20 protein-coding genes are annotated in these 16,658 nt (G+C 69.4%); 16 read left to right on the forward strand and 4 right to left on the reverse strand.

Going from position 1 to position 16,658, the window contains the following annotated elements:
- Positions 1 to 1,129: 1,129 nt before the first annotated feature.
- From BJP40_RS28545 to BJP40_RS28555, 3 genes are all read left to right on the forward strand, one after another.
- On the forward strand, positions 1,130 to 1,801 hold the full coding sequence (locus BJP40_RS28545) for a ParA family protein (protein ID WP_079171545.1): 672 nt from the start codon (positions 1,130 to 1,132) through the stop codon (positions 1,799 to 1,801).
- Complete coding sequence (locus tag BJP40_RS28550) at positions 1,798 to 2,100, forward strand: hypothetical protein (RefSeq protein WP_071283310.1); 303 nt, start codon at positions 1,798 to 1,800, stop codon at positions 2,098 to 2,100. Before BJP40_RS28545 ends, BJP40_RS28550 begins: the two co-directional genes overlap by 4 nt.
- A 148-nt stretch (positions 2,101 to 2,248) precedes the next feature.
- The gene (locus tag BJP40_RS28555) at positions 2,249 to 2,581 is read left to right on the forward strand and encodes a hypothetical protein (protein WP_071283313.1); all 333 of its coding nucleotides are present in this window, start codon (positions 2,249 to 2,251) and stop codon (positions 2,579 to 2,581) included.
- A gap of 65 nt (positions 2,582 to 2,646) precedes the next feature.
- Here the strand turns inward: BJP40_RS28555 and BJP40_RS28560 are convergent, their stop codons facing one another.
- The 4 genes from BJP40_RS28560 to BJP40_RS28575 all read right to left on the reverse strand — a co-directional run bounded on the left by BJP40_RS28560 (position 2,647) and on the right by BJP40_RS28575 (position 8,215).
- A complete protein-coding gene (locus BJP40_RS28560) occupies positions 2,647 to 3,321 on the reverse strand; it encodes a helix-turn-helix transcriptional regulator (RefSeq protein WP_071283315.1) in 675 nt (224 codons plus the stop codon).
- Positions 3,314 to 6,682, reverse strand: coding sequence for a DUF927 domain-containing protein (locus BJP40_RS28565; RefSeq protein ID WP_071283317.1), 3,369 nt, complete (start codon positions 6,680 to 6,682; stop codon positions 3,314 to 3,316). The genes BJP40_RS28560 and BJP40_RS28565 overlap by 8 nt, the downstream gene beginning before the upstream one ends.
- A gap of 211 nt (positions 6,683 to 6,893) precedes the next feature.
- The gene (locus BJP40_RS28570) at positions 6,894 to 7,466 is read right to left on the reverse strand and encodes a GNAT family N-acetyltransferase (protein WP_071283319.1); all 573 of its coding nucleotides are present in this window, start codon (positions 7,464 to 7,466) and stop codon (positions 6,894 to 6,896) included.
- Positions 7,463 to 8,215: a GntR family transcriptional regulator gene (locus BJP40_RS28575; RefSeq protein WP_071283321.1), complete on the reverse strand. Its 753-nt coding sequence runs from the start codon at positions 8,213 to 8,215 to the stop codon at positions 7,463 to 7,465. The genes BJP40_RS28570 and BJP40_RS28575 overlap by 4 nt, the downstream gene beginning before the upstream one ends.
- A gap of 251 nt (positions 8,216 to 8,466) precedes the next feature.
- Here BJP40_RS28575 and BJP40_RS28580 point away from each other — a divergent pair, with 251 nt between their 5' ends.
- The 13 genes from BJP40_RS28580 to BJP40_RS28640 all read left to right on the forward strand — a co-directional run bounded on the left by BJP40_RS28580 (position 8,467) and on the right by BJP40_RS28640 (position 16,312).
- Positions 8,467 to 8,961 carry an RNA polymerase sigma factor gene (locus BJP40_RS28580; protein WP_071283323.1) on the forward strand — a complete coding sequence of 165 codons (495 nt, stop codon included), beginning with the start codon at positions 8,467 to 8,469 and terminating at the stop codon, positions 8,959 to 8,961.
- 106 nt (positions 8,962 to 9,067) lie between these two features.
- Entirely contained in the window at positions 9,068 to 9,292 is a 225-nt protein-coding gene (locus BJP40_RS28585; RefSeq protein WP_071283325.1) for a hypothetical protein, read from the forward strand.
- A gap of 3 nt (positions 9,293 to 9,295) precedes the next feature.
- Positions 9,296 to 9,607 carry a hypothetical protein gene (locus tag BJP40_RS28590; RefSeq protein WP_071283328.1) on the forward strand — a complete coding sequence of 104 codons (312 nt, stop codon included), beginning with the start codon at positions 9,296 to 9,298 and terminating at the stop codon, positions 9,605 to 9,607.
- The gene (locus BJP40_RS28595; RefSeq protein WP_143066047.1) at positions 9,604 to 9,909 is read left to right on the forward strand and encodes a hypothetical protein; all 306 of its coding nucleotides are present in this window, start codon (positions 9,604 to 9,606) and stop codon (positions 9,907 to 9,909) included. The genes BJP40_RS28590 and BJP40_RS28595 overlap by 4 nt, the downstream gene beginning before the upstream one ends.
- Positions 9,910 to 9,971: 62 nt before the next feature.
- Positions 9,972 to 10,373 carry a hypothetical protein gene (locus BJP40_RS28600; RefSeq protein ID WP_071283333.1) on the forward strand — a complete coding sequence of 134 codons (402 nt, stop codon included), beginning with the start codon at positions 9,972 to 9,974 and terminating at the stop codon, positions 10,371 to 10,373.
- Positions 10,370 to 10,564 carry a hypothetical protein gene (locus tag BJP40_RS28605; RefSeq protein WP_071283336.1) on the forward strand — a complete coding sequence of 65 codons (195 nt, stop codon included), beginning with the start codon at positions 10,370 to 10,372 and terminating at the stop codon, positions 10,562 to 10,564. The genes BJP40_RS28600 and BJP40_RS28605 overlap by 4 nt, the downstream gene beginning before the upstream one ends.
- 2 nt (positions 10,565 to 10,566) lie before the next feature.
- Positions 10,567 to 11,784, forward strand: coding sequence for a hypothetical protein (locus BJP40_RS28610; RefSeq protein ID WP_071283339.1), 1,218 nt, complete (start codon positions 10,567 to 10,569; stop codon positions 11,782 to 11,784).
- 35 nt (positions 11,785 to 11,819) lie between these two features.
- Positions 11,820 to 12,095 carry a hypothetical protein gene (locus BJP40_RS28615; RefSeq protein WP_071283341.1) on the forward strand — a complete coding sequence of 92 codons (276 nt, stop codon included), beginning with the start codon at positions 11,820 to 11,822 and terminating at the stop codon, positions 12,093 to 12,095.
- 278 nt (positions 12,096 to 12,373) lie between these two features.
- On the forward strand, positions 12,374 to 14,302 hold the full coding sequence (locus tag BJP40_RS28620; RefSeq protein WP_071283343.1) for a hypothetical protein: 1,929 nt from the start codon (positions 12,374 to 12,376) through the stop codon (positions 14,300 to 14,302).
- A 76-nt stretch (positions 14,303 to 14,378) separates the two neighbouring features.
- Complete coding sequence (locus tag BJP40_RS28625; RefSeq protein ID WP_071283346.1) at positions 14,379 to 14,597, forward strand: hypothetical protein; 219 nt, start codon at positions 14,379 to 14,381, stop codon at positions 14,595 to 14,597.
- Positions 14,594 to 15,022, forward strand: a complete 429-nt coding sequence (locus tag BJP40_RS28630) for a hypothetical protein (RefSeq protein WP_071283349.1) — start codon at positions 14,594 to 14,596, stop codon at positions 15,020 to 15,022. The genes BJP40_RS28625 and BJP40_RS28630 overlap by 4 nt, the downstream gene beginning before the upstream one ends.
- Positions 15,019 to 15,390: a hypothetical protein gene (locus tag BJP40_RS28635; RefSeq protein ID WP_079171546.1), complete on the forward strand. Its 372-nt coding sequence runs from the start codon at positions 15,019 to 15,021 to the stop codon at positions 15,388 to 15,390. Before BJP40_RS28630 ends, BJP40_RS28635 begins: the two co-directional genes overlap by 4 nt.
- Positions 15,391 to 15,637: 247 nt before the next feature.
- On the forward strand, positions 15,638 to 16,312 hold the full coding sequence (locus tag BJP40_RS28640) for a hypothetical protein (protein WP_071283352.1): 675 nt from the start codon (positions 15,638 to 15,640) through the stop codon (positions 16,310 to 16,312).
- Positions 16,313 to 16,658 lie beyond the last annotated feature (346 nt).

Consider the following 16,658-nt stretch of genomic DNA (forward strand, 5'->3'; position numbering starts at 1 on the left):
TGGCCTCCAGTGACCTCCTGGCGGTCAGTGACCCCAGTGGCTTCCGTGGGATAGGCGGCCTGGGTCGCCTGGAGCTCCCGGGCCGGCCTCTCGGTTCTGCGGCTGGCTGCTGGATGCGGAGAGTTACTAGACCAATCTTGGGTCAGTTGGACGCTCGGCCACGGCGATGCGTGGGCGAGCGGAGCGAGAGTGCCGGGCTCGGCCACATCGCGGCAGCAGCCGCTCCCCGCCGGCCGAGGCCGGGCAGCAGGTCGCCTCACGCTCCCGCATCCGTGACGGCGGGGGCACGGCGCCCGGCCCGCGACGGCCCGCAGGACGGCGACCCAAGATCACCAAGCGGCCCACCCCTCCCCGCCAGCCCTACGCGAGCACAACGACGAGAGCCGCACACGGCGGACGGCTGGCCACGTAAACCGCCCACGGACCCCGTCCTAGCCCCCCTGGAGCCCGCAGCGGCGGGAGAGCCCGAGAGGGCGCCGCCCTCTCGGGAGTCCGGCCAGCACCCGACGGACGACCCTGAGGAACCTTCCCTATAGAGCACGTCTGACCGGCAGAACTGAACCAACTGAACCAAACGATCTTTACCAAGCCTCTGACCTGCGGAAATAAGGGTGGAAAGCCTGGTTCAGTTCGGATCGGCAACTGAACCAGCGGGCGGAGAACTGAACCAGCCCCGGAGAGGAACTGAACCAGCAAGCCCCTGACCTGCGGAAACGCCCCCGGAGAGCCTGGTTCACTTCGGGAACGGCAACTGAACCAGGGCGGAGAACTGAACCAGCGGGCTCACGGCTCACCACGGGGCCTCACAGGCTCACAGCCTCACAGGAATGCCCGCTCACCTGGGAAAACGCTCTGTGAGCCTCACAGAGCGCGATGGCGACTGACCACGGCGGGCGCTGGTTCAGTTTCGCCGACGAAACTGAACCAGCCCGGGAAGTGAACCAGGGAACTGAACCAGCGGCCGGCCGAACTGAACCAGGCGCCTGGGCCAGGCCCTCGGCCATCGGCCACGGCCGGATCGGTCACGGCCGGTCAACGGGTGACCGATCCCGTGACCGATGGGGTGGCCGATCGGTCAAACCGCAGGTCAGCGGCCACGGAAGGCACTGGGGCCAGTAGGGTACGGGCCATGGTCTACAGATGGGCTCTCGTGAGCCAGAAACCCGGGGTTGGGAAGTCCACCAGTGGGATCTTCCTGGCCCAAGCCCTGTACGAGCAGGGCGACGACCCGATGCTGATCGACGCGGACAAGGGCAAGACCTGCCTGGACTGGGACGAGATGGCGGGCGGGATGCCGTACCCGGTCGTCAGCAAGCCGGTGAAGAACCTGCACCGGACCCTGCCGGACGTCGTCCGCGGCCGGGGCTCGGTCGTCATTGACGTCCCCCAGGTGGAAGACCACGAGCAGATCGCCAAGGGCGCCATGCTCTTCGCGGACGTCTGGGTCCTCCCCATCGCACCGAGCCCGGTGGAGGTCCGCCGGCTCTTCCGCGACGAGGCGTTCGGCGACTTCCTCCAGGAGATGCAGGACCTCCGCGAGGAGGTCGGCCGTTCGGAGGCCGAGGTCGTCTTCCTGCTGACCCGGACGAACACCAACCGGGCCACCAAGACCGGCCCGGACCGCGATGTCCGCGACGAGCTGGCGAACCACGGGTTCGCCACGCTGGACGCGCAGATCATGTTCCACGACGACATGTACCGCCAGTCTGGCGGCGCCCGTGTCCGGGCCCTCGGGACCGCCTACGAGCGGGCCGCCCGCGAACTCAAGGAACGCACCCCCCAGTACGGAGACCTCGCATGAGCACCAAGCGCCGCAACCGCTACGCCCAGGCCGGGAGCCAGCGGCCGGCCGCGCCGAGGACGACCGAGGCCGCGCAGAAGGTCCGCACCGAACCGATCCGTGTCACCCTCGACCTGTCGCCCACTCAGCACCGCGCGCTCAAGCGCTGGTGCAACCAGGCTGCCGCGGACCATGACCTGTCCCAGGTCGCACTCGCCCGGGTCCTGCGCCTCCTGGGCGAGGAGCTGGTGAAGGACGAGGAGCTCTCCGAGCGCATCGGCAAGCGCCTGGTTCAGATGGCCGCCGAGGATGCCGCCTGACCCGCCCTGTCACGCTGTCACGCTGTCACGCCGCTTTCTCAAATGGGGGGTTGCCCAGCTCACAGGCCATATGGCGACGTGACACGCGACAGCGTGACACCCCGAGCGTGACAGATATGGACCATCCACGAGTTGAGAGGTCATCAGGATGAGTGACCCTGGAACAACCTTCACGATCACGTTCAACGACAGCATCACCGAAGAAGGAGTCGGTGAGTCGATCGACGTCCGGGGCAAGTACGTGAGGTTCCTGGACCAAGGTCTGAGGCTCGTCGGATGCTGGACTTCCACGGTCTTCCACCAGGACGGGGAGGAGAAGACCAGCTTCAAGGTGGGCACGGCCTTCTTCCCCTGGCACAGGATCGCCGAGGTCTCGGACACCTTCGAAGAGGTGGAGGGCCTTGAGCAGTGGGCTGGGGACCAGGGGCTCAGCTTCGACGACATGAAGAAGGACCAGGAGGCGTTCCGCCTCTACGGCTAGCCCCCACTCACCATGGCGGCCCCGCACCTAGGAAGGGTGCGGGGCCGCCATGGTGAGTGGGGTGGTCAGTCCTCCAAGATGTCGCCCGGCTTGAGGCTCTCGGTGTCGGAGACGTACCGGCCGTCAGCGTCGCCGATGTCGCCGAGGGGGTCGTTGATCCCGCCGAAGGAGAGCTCCTCCACGCTCAGGATCTCGAAGTCCGAGGTGTGGAAGTAGTGGTTGGCGAGACCCTCCTCCATCTTCTCGATGGCGGCCTTCTGGCCCCCTTCCACGAACGCGTCCCGTACCTCCTTCATGAAGTTGGAGGGCAGGTGCCGGCCGAACTGGATGGTGCGGTCGCGCTCGTCGTTGGAGATCCGGACCGTGCCGGAGAGATACGCACCACCCGAGACCCGGGTGTCGCGAGAGCGGGTGCCGACCTTCTTGGTGGAGGCGTCCATCTCGGCCCGGTCCTTGGCGGGCACGAACTTCGTCATCGTCTCCCGCTCGGCCTTGGCGAGCTTCTCCATGCTCTTCGCGGACGGCTTGCTCTTGCCGGTCAGCCAGGACCGCAGGGTCCGCTTGGTGACCCCGGCCGCGGCGGCGGCCTTCTCCTCGTTGCCCCGGTGGCGCTTGGCGAGCCAGCCGAGACGCTCGCTGATCGGCTTCTTGGCGATCCGGTCGTGTCCGCCGGCCGCGCGTCCGGTGAGGGCCTGCATCAGGGCCCCGGCCCAGGTCGTCTGCTGCGTCTTCTTAGCCACGGGTCTCCTCCCACTCCTTGGCGGTCATGGCGGTCTTGGGGCGGAACTGACCGAGCTCGGGCAGCGCGTCCTCGGGGGCGAGCTTGAGCCCGGCCGGGACGGACGCCCGGGGGTCGGGGTCGGCGGTCGCGTAGACGACCTCGTCGGTGTCGACGGCCACGGGGTAGCGCTTGATGTCGACCTCCTGGAGGATTCCGGCGCTGCGGTAGACCTTCCGCAGGACGCCGGTCCATGCCTCGTCCCGCACGGCGTAACCCCAGTCGGGGCGGGCGATGACCATCTGGTCGTCGTTGCGGAGCTTGCCGTGCAGGGTGCGGTAGGTGGCCTTCATGGCGTCGCGGACGACCATCTCGTCGGCGTCCTCGGGGTGGGCCTCCACGACCTTGAGCGCGTCGCGGAGCCGGTCGGTGAAGTCGCGGAACCCCTGGAAGCCGATGGCCGGGGCGATCCACGCTTCCTCGACCTCGGGGCTGATCCCGGTCTCCACGTACAGCTTCACGATCGCGGTCGTCACCCAGACGAGCTTCCCGGCCTCGACCTCATGGACGGGGGCGGGGACCAGGGCGTGAGGCCACTCGGGTACCCGCATGAGCCAGAGGCCGGCCATCTTCTCGTCGAACAGGACGCCGCCGGTCTTGTGGACCAGCTCGGCCCCGGCAACGATCGCCTGCTTGTAGGCGGGCAGGTAGTTCTTGACCCCGTCGTAGCCGACGACGAACCCGCCGGCCTTCTCCTCGTCCGTCAGCTTCCGTGACCAGGAGTCCCCGGCCTGCCAGGTCGGCCACTCCGGGGAGGAGTCGGGGACCATCTTGATGAAGGTCTTGCGGGTGGAGTCCAGGAGTCCGCGCAGGGCCCAGATCGCGGTGTTCGCGGCGGTGCCGGTGAACGACCAGCCGACCAGCTCGGCGTACCGGGCCAGGCGCAGGGCCATCTCCGGAGCTCCCGCGGTGTCGCCCTTGGGACCCTTGGGGAACTCCGAGGGGCGGAGCCAGTCGGCGACCGTGATCCGCACGTGGCCGTGCCGCTCGGGGTGCTCGATCGAGGTCGTCTGCTGCACGCGCGGCCGGTGGCCGGGCTTGCGGGGCTGGTGCCACCCGGCCTCCACCAGGGGCAGGAAGGCAGCGTGCCAGGGCTTGCCCAGGCCGGGCCGGTTGCCGTTCAGGCCGTACCGGGCGCGGACGTCGTCGTCCATGACCAGAGTGACGTCGTGCGAGCCGACCTCGTCGGCGACCAGCTCGACCAGGGCGACCAGGTCGCTCGCGGCCGGGCCCTCCAGGGTGGTGAACGTGCCGGTGGCCGGGTTGAACAGGCCGCCGGCGGTGACGGCCCGGATCTGGGCCAGGACCACGGGCTTGCGCCTGGAGGCGTGCGACGCGCGGGCCGGAGGGACCGTGCCGGTAGGCGGAGCGGAGTCCTGCGTGGGCGGAACGGGAGTGCTCGCGCCCGGAGCTCGGCCCTGCGCGGCCGGAGCAGTGCCCCCAGTGGGTGCAGTGCTTGCAGTAGGTGCAGTGGCCGCAGTGCCGACGGTGGGCGGAACGACGTCGGCCGGGGTGCCGTGCGGGCGGAGGTGGAACGGAGCGGGCGGCATCGGCGCCAGGTCCTCATCGAGGACGGCCTGGCTCGGCCCGACCTCCGGCGCCTTCTTCGGCTCCTCCTCCGGCGGCTGGCGGAAGACGTAGCAGGAGACCCGGCCGTTGCGCTGGCCGAGGTTCACCCGCTGGGTCAGCCCCTTGCGGGACTCGTGCTCCTCGGGGATCAGGACGCCCTGGTCCCGCAGGTCGCGCAGGGCGATCCGCGGGCTCACGATTCCGGCGGCCTCGGCGATCGGCTTGAGCTTGTTGGCGAAGATGGCGATCCGCCGCTCGATCCCGCCGGGCACGTCCTCCATGTACCTCACGCCCATGACGTTGCGCAGGGCCGCCATGGGGACCTCGTCGCTGGGGTCGGTGAAGACCGTGCGGGAGGGGAAGGAGCCCGGCTCGCTCGCCATGGCCTCCAGGATGGAGTTGAGGAGCTTCTCGCTCGGCTCCATGGCCGCGTCGGCGGCCTCGCTGACCAGGTCGCCGAGAGCGGCGAGAGCGGCCTTGAGAGCGGCGGGCCGAACGGTGTCGGTGCCCACCAGCTCGTCCAGCATCGCGGCGCCGGCCACACCGCCCGCGAGAACCGCGGCGATCCGTCGGGGGAGCCCGTCCATGGTCTCGGCGCCCAGGTCACGCTCGGCCTGGGCGATGTGCTGCCACGCCTTCTCCACGGTCATGTTGTCGAGCAGCCACTTGAACGGCCACCCGGCCGCCTGCTGGGAGAGCAGGACAATCTTGTCCGAGGTCGGACCGGAGTCGGTGAGAGGACCCTTGAGCTCGATGACGCGGGCGTTGAGACCGCCGTTGTCGGTGGCCAGGTCCAGGATCGAGTCGTTCCCGGTCGACGGCATGAACCCGAACCAGGAGCCGTTGGTGTAGGTCTCGCCGGTCTCCCGGTTGGTCCGGACGCGGTCACCGCCCTCGGTGATGTCGAAGACCATCGTCTCCACGTCCCGGGGAGTGCGGCGGGCGGCCCTGGCGAACTCGTCACGCGGGGCGGTCAGGCACCCCAGCTTGAGGAGATCGGCGGTCAGGGCGACGGGGGCCATGCCCCAGGACCGCATGACCCGCTCGGGCGGTCCAAAGAGCGCGGACACGCAGGTGATGGAGCTGGTCTTGCCGCCTGAGGTCTTGCCGCACGCGTGCCAGATGGCGGACTTCCGGGCGAAGCGGCGGACGTAGAGGCCGCCGAGGCCGGCGCCGACGTACAGGGCGGCCTTCTCGCACCCGGGCCGCGACAGCAGCCCGTTGATCCGGGGCCACTTCTCGCGGGCCTCCTCCTCGGTGCCGACCGTGGTGCCGTACCCGGACGGGGCGGACTTCGCGGAGGGCATGTGGAGGGTGTTCTCGCTCCATCCGGGGATGGACTCCATCCACGGCGCGTCCGTCGCCACGGCCAGGATCGCCGTGCCGACCGCCTTGACGACCCGGTCGTCCAGGGAGAGCGGGACGCCCAGCTTGGCGGCCCAGTTCCCCCGCTGGATGTCCCGGCGGCTGCACAGGACGCTCAGGGCTGAGGCGGGGTCCATCGTGAGCCGGTACAGGTGGTCACTCGGCTCGCCCTGGCCGTCGCGCTTGATGATGACCTCGGTCACGTACGGCAGGGGCGCGAGCATCACCCACAGGGCGTCGTCCCCCCGGCCGCGGAGCTTGTACGCGCCGCGTGCCATGCCGTTCGCGCCGATCGAGTACCGCCACTCGTCCGGTACCGCGATCTCGGGCCCGGGGACCTGCGCCGCCGGGCTCCTTGTCTGTTCCTTCTGCTGTGGCTCAGTCGCCACTCGGGCCTACCTTTCAGTGGCCCACGGCAGAGTGATCAAGCTAGGGGTAGGGAGAAATCTCCCCACCCCTGCCTTACACTCGGCAGCAGACCTACGAGACGGTCGCCACGTGCCCCCATCCGGGACTTCGACCTCGCTCAGGCTTCGACCCCTGAGAGAGACCCCGGTACGGGGCACGTGGCATTTTCAGATCTTGATTTGTCCGCGTAGCTTACGCCGGGTACGGGACACGGCTGGCAGGCCGCAGCTCGACGTCGTTCAGGACCAGGCCCGCCGGCCTCTGGCCCAGCCATCCGGACTTCCGGTGAGTCGGCGCTTCCGTCCTGACGTGAACGAATCCGAGGGACTCGTAGTAGCGCTGGAGGCCCGTTGCGGTTCGCCAGCAGTCCAGCCGGACCCAGTCCCGCCCTTCCAACGCGGCGAGCTTGGACGCCCAGTCAAGGACAAGGCTTCCGATCCCGGCTCCTGAGCTATCCCTGCGAACCATGAGTTTGTACACATATAGGGCGGATTCGGGGCGGTCGTCAGTCTTCCAGAAATCGAGGTCCGCAGGGCCGCGACTGACAGTGCCCACCGTGACATCGCTCAGGTCGTCCTGGATCAGCCATGTGCGGCCGTCTTCGATCGCGGCCTTCCACTTCCCGATTGCGCGGGCGCCGGTTTCCCGGTCGGACCACTGGTCAGATCCGCGGGCCTGGAGCCAGTTCTCAGCCTCGGTCCGCAGTTGCATAAGGGTTGTGACGTCGTCGGTGCTGGCGGGCCGGATCACGTATCCCACGCTCATACCTCCAGTTCGTAGACGAGCCTGTGACGGTCGCCGGGAGCGATAGTCACCATTACGCGGACAGGTCCCGCCTCCCCGTACCCGATCCGCACATGCTCCGCGACGGGAGTTCCCGGGGGGAGCTGGAGTTGCTCGGACTCCTCGGGAGAGGGCATTCGGATGCTGATCTCGTCCCTGATGTGGAGCTGGGGGTGACCGATGGCGGAGAGGATGCCGCCGGGCATGGAGACGTCGCCCTCGTCGAGAAGGGGCGTCCCGTCAGCGATCGACATCGGGAACGAGCTGGTGGAGAGCTGATACGGCTGGCCGTCAACGGTCCGGAGCCGGACTCGCTGGACGATTTCCGAGCCGACCGGCACCTGGAGCCACGTGGCTACCTGAGAGTCGGCTTGCTCCAGGTGCACCGTGACGTGCTGTTCCGGCTCACGGCCAGCGTCCCGGATGGCCGCTGCCCAGTCGTCACCTGCGGATGAGTCCCGCCGCTTACCCCGTTCGAAGCGGGTCAAGTTCCAGACGATGGGGCGGCTCGCTCGCACTCGGCGCCGGCCTCCTTGCTCGCCGATGACCAGGCCCTCGGTCTTCAAGATGTCGATGCCCGACCCCACGGTCTTGAGCGTGACGCCGTAGTGCTCGGCCAGCTCGCGGCTGGTGGGAAGGACGTCGCCGGGCTTGAGAGTCCCGGACTTGATCTCTGCACGCAGGTCGTCAGCAATCGATCTGGCCGTCGTGCGGTGGGCTGGTGAGGTCATGCACTGGAGAGTACACGGATCTTCGACTTGAGTACACAACTGGGCGTTAGGTTTCACGACGTCAGAACGACTTGAGTACGCAAGACTTGACGCTGGATCACCTAAGCCCTTACGGTCTGTTGTGTCACCGCGACTTAGGTACTCAAGTCGCAGGAGGCAGGAACGCGAGCGGCCCCAGTTCGGTATCTCACCGCCGAACTGGGGCCTGAGATCACCCCGTCTGATTTGCCCCAGAAGGGAGCGATCCTGTGATGGATCGTACCGACCGCCTGTCCCCGGCCGCTTCCCAGCGGCTCGACCGACTCTTCCGCCTCTACAACACCCGCCTCCTGGCGTTCGCGATGTCGCAGACCCGTGACCACGCGACCGCCGAGGACGTCGTCTCCGAGACCTGGCTGAGGGCGGCTCGCTCGCTCGACCAGCTCCAGGCCGAGGACGGCAAGGCGTACGGCTGGCTCCGCTCGATCGCGTTCCGTGCGGCCGTCGACGCCTACCGGCCGAAGAGCTCGACCGAGAAGGCCACCGACTTCGGTGACGTCGTCGCGGTCCGGCTCGTCCCCGCGACCCCGCCGGCGGACGTCGACCTGTACGCGCTCGCCGAGCTGTCCGCCCCGCAGGCGACCGCCGTGAAGCTCGCGGCCCAGGGCCTCAGCGTCTCCGCCATCGCGGCCCGGATGGGCCGCTGCCACGGGACGGCCTCCAACCACCTGCACCGCGGGGCCCGCAAGCTCCGGAAGGCCGCGTGATCGCCGTGACGACGAACTCGCAGCAGAGCGGCCAGAGCGGCCAGTCCCTCTCCGACAAGGTCAACGACGCGAACAAGCGGTCCGGCCACCAGTACGGGAAGAACGGGTGACCGCCGTGGGCCTCTTCCGCCGCTCCGAGTCCAAGAAGGACGACGACGCCCGTACCTACCGGCTCCTCGACGGCCTGGAGACCGCCTACGCGGTCCGGACCGGCGACCCCTGCGGGGACGAGGACCTGTCCGCTTTCGAAGAGACCGTGCTCTTCGGTGTCGGCTACGACCCCCGCGAGACCTACCCGCCCGCCGGCCACAGCTACCCGAAGAAGGGCTGACCCATGGCGAACACCCGCAAGCACGACCAGGCCATCCGCACCGCCCAGGCCAAGCTCAAGGGCGTCCAGGCCCGCGAGACCTGGGCCCTTCCGGCCCGCGAACAGGCCGCGATGGCCCGTCACGCCGCCGTCCTGTTCGGCAAGGCCCTCAAGCTCAAGGACGCGCCGAGGGCGGAGAAGGCCATCGAGACGATCTGGGCGAACGCCGCCCAGACCCTCCAGGCCGAGATCTCCGCGACCGAGGCCGAGAAGGCCCGGGTCATCGCCGAGGAGGCCAAGGCCAAGGCCGAGCGCAAGTCCAAGGGCTGGTGGTGACCGTGAGGACCTTCCTCGTCCGCCCGCTGGTCTGGGCCCTGGTCCGCACCGACGCCCTGGTGCTCTTCTTCACCCTCGTCCTCGTCGCGCTGACCCTCGGTCAGGCCCTCCTCGGCCTCGGCCTCGGCTCGTTCGCCGCGATCCTCTCCGCCCTCCCCGTGGCGATCGCCGCCGCCCTGGGCGCCTGCCTCTGGTGGGTCTCCCCGGGCCCCGGACGCCGGGCCTGCATGGACATGGCCCTGGAGACGGCCGACCGCCTGGCCGACTGGGCCGGGTGGCCGACCGTCGAGCTCGACTCCTGACCCTCTCGCCCTCCTCGGTGGTGCCGCCCGAGCGGCACCACCCCTCCTCAGGGAGCCACAACGTGACGAACCCCCAGGACATCCAGCCGTACATCCCCCAGCCCCTCCCCTCCATCCCGCCCGGCGTGACCGTCGCCTACACCGCCGAGGGCCAGCCGGTCTACGTCCCCGCCCAGGGCCCCCAGCCGGTCATCGTCCAGATGCCGACCCAGCCCATCCCGGCCTGGCTCCGCAACGGCCTCCTGGTCGCGGTCGGCCTGGTCATCCTGTGCACCCCCGCCACCGTGCTCCTGGTCGTCGCGGCCCCGGCCGTCGCCGCCATGGGCCAGGCCGTCGCGTACGGCGGCATCGGGATCGGCGTAGGCGTCATCGGCGTCGCCGCCGGCATCAAGGCCCTGCGTGAGACGCCCAAGCCCGCCAAGCCCGCCCGGGGTGGCTTCTTCGGCAAGAAGGAGTCGGCGTGAGCTTCCAGGCCGGAGACGTCGTCCGCATCGTCGCGTGCGCGGACGACCCGAGGGCGGTCGGCAAGACGGGCCGGGTCCTGGACGAGGTCCCGCCCGGCCCCCTGACCGACTACCGCTGGACCGTCGACCGGATCTCGATCTGGATCGCGCCGGTCCTGTGCCACACCCACGAACTTCGCAAGGAGAACTGACCGTGCGCTTCAAGACCAAGACCGAGCCCGTCCTGACCGACGTCACCCGCGACGGCAAGACCCACCAGGTCCCCAAGCCCGTCACCAAGGTCGTCCCGATGGCCCCCCGCAACTGGGACGTCATCGGCCTCCGCGCCGCCGGCGCCGTGGTCCTGGCCCTCACCGCCGTCGCCATCGTCTGGTCCACGATCTCGATCGGCGACCTCCTGAAGGGCGGCCCCGGATACGCCGCCGCCGCCCTCTTCGACGCCGCCTGGGTGACCTGCATCATCCTGGAGATCCTGGCCCGCTACGACCGCACCAAGCGGGCCTGGGCCCGCGGTCTCGGCGTCATCCTCGTCGTCGTCACCGCCGGCGCCATCTTCTGGCACGGCTGGAACGCCGACGACATCGCCCTGGCCGTGGTCGGAGCCCTCGTCTCGGTCATCGCCAAGGTCCTGTGGGTCGCCGTCCTCAAGCACGTCGACCGCGACCTCAGCGACGAGGACGCCGCCTGGCTGGAGGCCGAGACCAGCAAGGCCACCCTGGTCCTGGCCCGTGCCCAGGTGCAGCGGCAGGTTGCCCGCGCCGAGGGCATGGTGCTGGGCGAGCTCCTGGCCATCGAGCACCAGCACCGCCAGACCGCCGAGGCCCTGGGCATGACCCGCGCCGAGTTCCAGGAGCTCCGCGTCCGTGCCCTCGGTGTGGCCGAGGCCGCCCCGCTCGCCGCCCTCCAGGAGGCGGGCAAGCCCACGGAGCCCACGCAGGGCACTGCACCCACTGAGTTCAGTGTCGTCCGTGCCGAGGAGGGCACCGGCGGGCAGAACGCGGGCACCACGGCACCGCAGGTCACCGCCCCTGCCGTGCCCGCGCTTGCCCTCCTCAAGCCCGTCCCGCTCGACCTGGGCAAGACCCCCGCCGACCTGGGCAAGCCCCAGCCCACCGCCCCCGCCGAGGCCCCGGCACGGCTTGCCCAGCCGGTCACCCGGCTTGCCCGTACCGCCAACCGTGCCGAGGGCAAGCCTTCGGGCAATACCCCTCCCGCCACGATCGCCGAGGCGGTCCGCCAGGCCGTCGCCGCCGGACTCACCGACACCGACGCCATCGCCGCCGAGGTCATGACCGCCATGCCCGACGCCAAGCGCTACAGCGTCCGCCGGGAGATCCACCGTCAGCGGCCCGCGATCGACAAGGCCCGCGCCGCCCAGGACGAGACCGCCGGCATCGGCCAGTACCTCTGACCCGCCCCGCACACCCCGCAGACAGGAGAACCGACATGAGCGACCGCCAGACCTTCACCGCCCGCGCCGAGGCCGTCCTCCGCCGCGCCGACGACCTCATCACCAAGACCAACGCCAGGGCCCACCACAACCTCATCGCCCGGGAGCTCGACCAGATCGAGCGCGACCGCCAGGAGGCGGGCCTCCTCATCCAGTCCGCCGCCGTCTGGGCCCAGCTCGCCCACGTCGCCCAGGCCGCCGAGGCCCAGGCCCTCGGCGACCTGGACACCGGCGAGCGCGGCACCGGCCCGAACCCGCTGGCGACCCGCTGAAAAAAGTCCGGGCCGACTGTCACACCGCACCCCCTTCCCGACACCTGTCCCAGGTGAAGGGCCAGAAAGTCCGGCGCCGGATGTCACACATCCAGCCGGAGCCCCACCTCTATAGGCATCCCGCAAGACCGGCCCGTCCGAGGTAGCAGCCGGACGGACCACCACCGGCCCGTCCGCCCCGTAGCAGGAGGCGGACGGGCCTCCGGGGACCGGGTAGCAGCCGGTCCTCGGGCGACCCCACGCAAGCCCCGCAGAGAGCCACGACAGGAGTCCCCCCGATGTTCGCACCGTCTCCCGCCACCGGCAGCCGACCGGTCCGCCAGCCCACGGACTGGCGCAAGGTCGGCCGCCGGGCCGCCTTCGTCTGGCGGGCCGTCTCCGGCGACACCCTCGACGGCAAGCCCCGCACCGACCGCACCTGGACCCACCGCGGAACCCCGCTGACCACCAAGCGGGAGGACGGCCGGATGCCGCACTCCTGGGACTCCCTCTCCCGCCTGGAGATGGCCGGCCTCCGCGCGTTCGGCGGATTCGTCGCCACCGGAACCGGCGTAGCGGCCGCTGTGGAGCCCTCCGAGACCCTCCAGAGCCTCCAGCTCTCCGGGGTCGGCGCAGCCGCCGCAGCGGCCTCCTGGGCCGGTTTTCGGGGCATGGACGGGGTCGTCACCTGGAAGCACCGCAAGCACTGGATCTGGCCCCTGCACGTCGTCCTGCGCGACCTGTTGGGCCTGCCCGAGGGCGTCAAGCCGTCCGACTACCTCAAGGTCCCCGCGGACTACGCCGAGCGGGCCGGGGACGTCGTCCGCGTCGAGCTGCCCGGCACCTGGGCGCCCGGCACGGACGCCAGCGCGGTCGTCCAGGCCGTCACGAGCAAGCTCGCCCTCCAGGACGTGAAGGCCACGGTCCGGCTCAAGGGCGGCAAGCACCACATCACCTTCACCCAGGCCCCCAGGGCCCCGCAGCGGGTCATGTACTCCGACCCCGAGGTCGCCGAGCGCGTGCACAAGGCGCCGGCCTCGGCCCCGTTCCTCGGCCTGTCCCACCGCGACGTCGCCGTCTCCATCGACCTGGACGACGAGAGCCCGCACATCATGTTCTCCGCCGCCCCCGGTGGCGGAAAGTCCGTGCTTGCCAAGGCATTTGCCGCCCAGGTTCTCCACCACGGCGGAATCGCATTCCTCATCGACTTCAAGCGGACCTCTCACAAGTGGGCCTATGGGCTCAAGAACTTGATGTACATCCGCAGCGAAATGGACGCCCATTTCCTCCTGTTGGCCCTGGCCCAGGAGGGAAACCGCCGCATGGCCATCGCGGAGGAGAACGTGCACCGGGAATTGCGCGGTGAACCGCCGCTTCCCATGGGCCCGCGCATTCTCCTGATCCTGGAGGAGGCCAACACCCTCCGGAAGCGTCTGGCGAAGTACTGGGCGAAGAACAAACCGGAAGGAACCAAGGGGAACGAGTCCCCGGCCGTGGAAGCGCTCGGAGAGTTCCTGTTCATGGGTCGCTCGCAGCTCATGCACGCACTTCTGATCGGCCAGTCCCTCACCGCCCAGACCGTGGGCGGCCCGGAAATGCGAGAGGCATTCACCGCCCGAATTCTCGCCCGCTACACGCAGAACGCATGGCGAATGCTCGTCCCCGAGGTCTCGCCCATTCCGAAGGCATCCCGCCACTCAGGCCGCGTCCAGATCGTCCTCGCGGGCCAGGCCCACGAGACCCAGGTGGTCTTCATGACCGACGAGGAGGCGAAGGCGTACGCGACCTCCGGAGTGGTCACCAACGTCCCCTCCATCGAGCAGCTCATGCGAGGCACCGACACAACGAACAGCCGACACAGCGAGGGGACCCACCAGGGAGAACAGGTTGTGTCAGACACAACCGGCCGCCCCCTGAGGGTCGTCCCCGACCCTGACCAGGGCGAACCCGCCGCCCCGGCAGAGGCCGCCCCGATCAGCCTCTCCCAGGCCGCCCGCACGGTCTGCGCGGGCGTGGCCGGCCCCGCCCAGCCCGGCGTCGACACCCCGCAGGAAAAGCGCGACCTGATGGCCCTTCGAAATGCCCGCTCCCGCGACAAGCAGTTCCCCGACCACGTCGCCCTCAAGGGCAAGGAGAAGCTGTACGACCCCACCGAGCTTGAACGCTGGGCCCGGAATCGGATCAAGGCATCGGCCGAATCCGAGACCGCAGAGACCGGCACCGAGTAACCAAACCGGCGGGGAATCCCTGGCGGATTCCCCGCCCTTATGAAATAGAAGGAAGCGAATGGGAAAGCGTCGGGAAATGCTGCACACGGCAAAGAAGTTGATTTTCGCCGCCGACGCGGTCATCAACGGGGCGTGGATCGGTGAAGAAGTCACCACCCGAGACATGCAGGAGAAAGCCCGTCAGTTTTTCAACATGGAACTGACCGACGAGACCGCCACATTGGCTCTCATCGCCCGACTGGAAGACCGCGGATACCTCGTCACCCCCGAGAACATCAGGAGCCTGGACGCATGAGCCCCGCCGAACTCAAACTCATCAAGACCGAAAGCCCGGACACCGCCGAGGAATCCACCACCGAGACCACCACGGAGGAGACCACCGAGAAGGCACCCCTGCCCACCCGGCTCGCCATCGCCGCCGGGGCCGCCCTCGGCATCGGCGCCGGCCTCCTGGTCCTCAACATCGCCGTGGGCCTGGCCTGGCAGCTCCACCAGCTCCACCTCTGGACCTGGCTCCTGATCGTCATCTACTGCTTCGTCGGCGGTGCGGTCGTCCGGCTCTTCAACGAGCGCGAGAAGGCCCTCAAGGCCATCACCTTGCAGTGGGCCCAGTACCGCGCGTGGGCCACTGACGACCTCCCCGACCGCATCGAGAAGGCCGCCGCCACCGCCCGCACGGTCCGCGGCTGGGTCTGGGAGACCAAGGAGAAGACCGCATGAGCCAGTGCCCCGCGTGCGAGACCGAGGACTGGGTGACCTGCGCCGGATGCGGCCTGTGCCAGTGCGAGCGGCACGACGACTGCACCCGTCCCGCCGGCCGCTGCCCCGCCGCCCACCCCGCCGACCCGACGCCTTGCGACGGCCCCGCCGACGCCCTCCTGATCCTCGACCGGACCAACGCCGGTACCCACGGCTGCACGGCCCACGGGAGCCGCCTCCTGGCCTCCCTGGCGGGCGCACGGCCGGTCTCCGGACCCGAACACCCGGGAGCCGCCATCGACGCCCACAAGGCCGCACAGAGCCTCCCGCCGCTCCTGCCCACCGGCCCCGCCGACACCCTCGCCGACCTCGTCGGCACCCTCTACTGACCCCACTGAAAGCACGCTGCCCACTGCACCACTGCAAGATCAAAGCGCCCCGCCCCGAACAGGAGCGGGGCGCTTCGGCATCCCCCGGAAGAGTGAAATCCCCCCTCGCGTACGCGGGCGCGGCGAATGCGGTATCTGACCAACTCAGCCTGAAATCAGCCCTATTGACATGCTTTAGGGCATTCCGGCATGTTCCCGGCACGGCCCGACGAGAGGCCACACCCAAGCGAGACGAAAGGCGCCCCCGATGGCACCGAACGAGACGACCGAGAAGCAGCCCGACTACGGACCCCACCAGTTCCCGGACCGGCTCGGGTTCTCCCTGTGGGAGTTCGAACGGGCCCTCAAGCAAGGACTGATCCCGCCCGCCGACATCAACGGCCGGCGCTGGTCCGCATCGGTCGTGGAGGCCGTCGCGGCCCGCGCCGACGAGATCCGCACCGCCATCGGCAACCTGCCAGACATGGGAGCCACCAGGGCCGCAGCGCTCCTTGAGAAGCGCTTCGGCATCCCGGTGGCATCCGAAGTGCTCATCGAGCTCGACCGCCTCGGCCTGATCGAATGCGTCGGCTCCTACAAGGGCCACCCCCTCTACGACGGCCACGCCCTGGAGCACTTCACCGACCAGGCCGCCCTGGAGAAGGCCCGTCACAACGGTCGGCTACTCGACCGCACAGCCGCGGCCAAGCACCTCGGCATCAGGGCCAGCGACTTCGACCACCTCACCAAGGCCAAGTGGCTCCGCCCCACCACCTACGTCCACAGCGGATGGCAGCGCCGCCGCGACGCCCCGTGCGTCCCGCTGTACCGCCTCGGAGACCTGGAGGTCCTCCTCGTCCACCCGGCCATCGACTGGGACGAAATCCGCGCCACCCCCAAGGGCCGGCCCTCCGCACTCGCCAAACTCCCGAAGGCCCAGTGACCCACTGAACCCACTGCAAGATCCGAAGCGCCCCGAGACCCAAAAGGGTCCGGGGCACTTCCACACGGAACCAAATTGGTCTACTCTCTCACCAGTCACACAGAGTGCCGAAGGCAGGAAGCGTGATCCACGCAACCACTGAACTCACTGCACAGCCTGACTGCCAGTGAACCACTCAACCCAGTACCTTCCGTGGCATCTGATCAGGCATTATGCCGCGCAGCGCACTCGATCTCACTGAGCACGAGGTCCGCGCAGCGGACCCTGACCGCCGAAGGCGGTCACCCCGAGTAGTGTCGGGCGCCGGAGGCGTCCTCTCCTGCCGAAGGCAGGTACCCCGACACGG

Origin of the sequence: Streptomyces sp. CC53, assembly GCF_001865245.1 — a bacterium.
Classification (GTDB): Bacteria; Actinomycetota; Actinomycetes; order Streptomycetales; family Streptomycetaceae; genus Streptomyces.